At 77.1% G+C, this 1,275-nt stretch carries 1 protein-coding gene; it reads right to left on the bottom strand.

The window, feature by feature from the left end; translation table 11 throughout:
• Positions 1-776: AfsR/SARP family transcriptional regulator (locus tag PV341_RS45020; protein WP_500361032.1), on the bottom strand; the 776-nt coding region annotated here is incomplete at its 3' end.
• Between the last annotated feature and the right edge of the window lie 499 nt (positions 777-1,275).

Here is a 1,275-nt window from a genome sequence, read left to right as displayed (position 1 = left end):
GGGGCGGGAGTGGCCGTCGGGGCCGGCGCTTGCGGTTCGGCCGACAGCAACTGGGCGTGCAGGGTCTTGAGTTCGGCGCCCGGGTCGGTGCCGAGGCGGTCGGCGAGGGCCAGGCGGGTGTCCTCGTACGCGGCCAGGGCGTCGGCGGAGCGGCCCGTCGCGCGCAGCGCCCGTATCAACTGCGCCCGGAACGGCTCGTGCAGCGGGTGCTCGGCGACCAGCCCGCGCAGCTGCGGCAGCAGTTCACCGGCGCGGCCGAGCACCAGGCACGCCTCGATGCGGCGGTACGTCGCGGTCAGCCGCAGGTCCTCCGCCCGGGCGGCGGCGGAACCCCGGTCGGGCAGGTCCGCCAGGGCGGGGCCGCGCCACAGCGCGAGCGCGGCCTCCAGGGTCTCCGCGGCGGCGTCGGGGTCACCGGCGTCGAGGGCGGCACTGCCTTCGTGTGCCAGGCGCTCGAAGAGGTGGAGGTCGACGTCGTCCGGGGTGGCCGTGACCAGGCGGTAGCCGGCGGGGCCCGAGGCGATCGTGTTGTCCTGGGACCCGAGGGCGCGGCGCAGCCTCGACACGAGCGCCTGCAGTGCGCCGGGAGCGTCCTGGGGCGGCTCGTCGCCCTCGCCGCCCCACACCTCGGCGATCAGGGCGTCCGTGGACACCGCGTGCGGGGCGTGCAGCGCGAGTGCGGCGAGCAGGGCCCGCAGCCGCTTGCCGCTGCCCAGCGGCACGGGCGCGCCGGTGGGGCTGCGCGCCTCCGTGGCGCCGAGGATCAGGTACCGCACGGGGCCATTCTTACGGTGCGGGCTCTGCGAGGCGAAGCCGTTTCCCCATGCGGGTGCGTTGCGCTTCGCGGACCGGGGTTCGCGGTACGGCCCGTCGTTCGTGTGTCGGTGCGTGGCGCCTGCGGCGGGCATCCCCCCGCCCGCCCCTCCCGATTGCCCGGCGCGGTCAGTGCGGGCCTGCGCACCATGTGCCGGAGTCGGGGCCGCGCCGGCGCACTCCCCCAGCCTTCGGCCGGGGGGACCCCCACAGCGCTCGCGGTTTACCCCTGCAGTATTCGGCACCGGGTCCGCCGCTCGTCGCTTCCGGGCGCACCCCGCCACACCCCCTCCCGTGTGTCGGGGCGCATGACGGCCGGTGGGGGGCGTCGGGCACCTGCGGCAACCCCGGACCGCTCTCTGAACCCCGTCCGGCCGTTAGCCGCCCAAGCCGGCAGGAGGGGGTGTGGCGGGATGCCCCCATGGGGGTCCCCCCGGCCGAAGGCTGGGGGGACCCCCATGG

The organism is Streptomyces sp. PA03-1a (assembly GCF_033792805.1).
Classification (GTDB): domain Bacteria; phylum Actinomycetota; class Actinomycetes; order Streptomycetales; family Streptomycetaceae; genus Actinacidiphila.
This window is presented reverse-complemented; position numbering and strand designations above follow the sequence as displayed.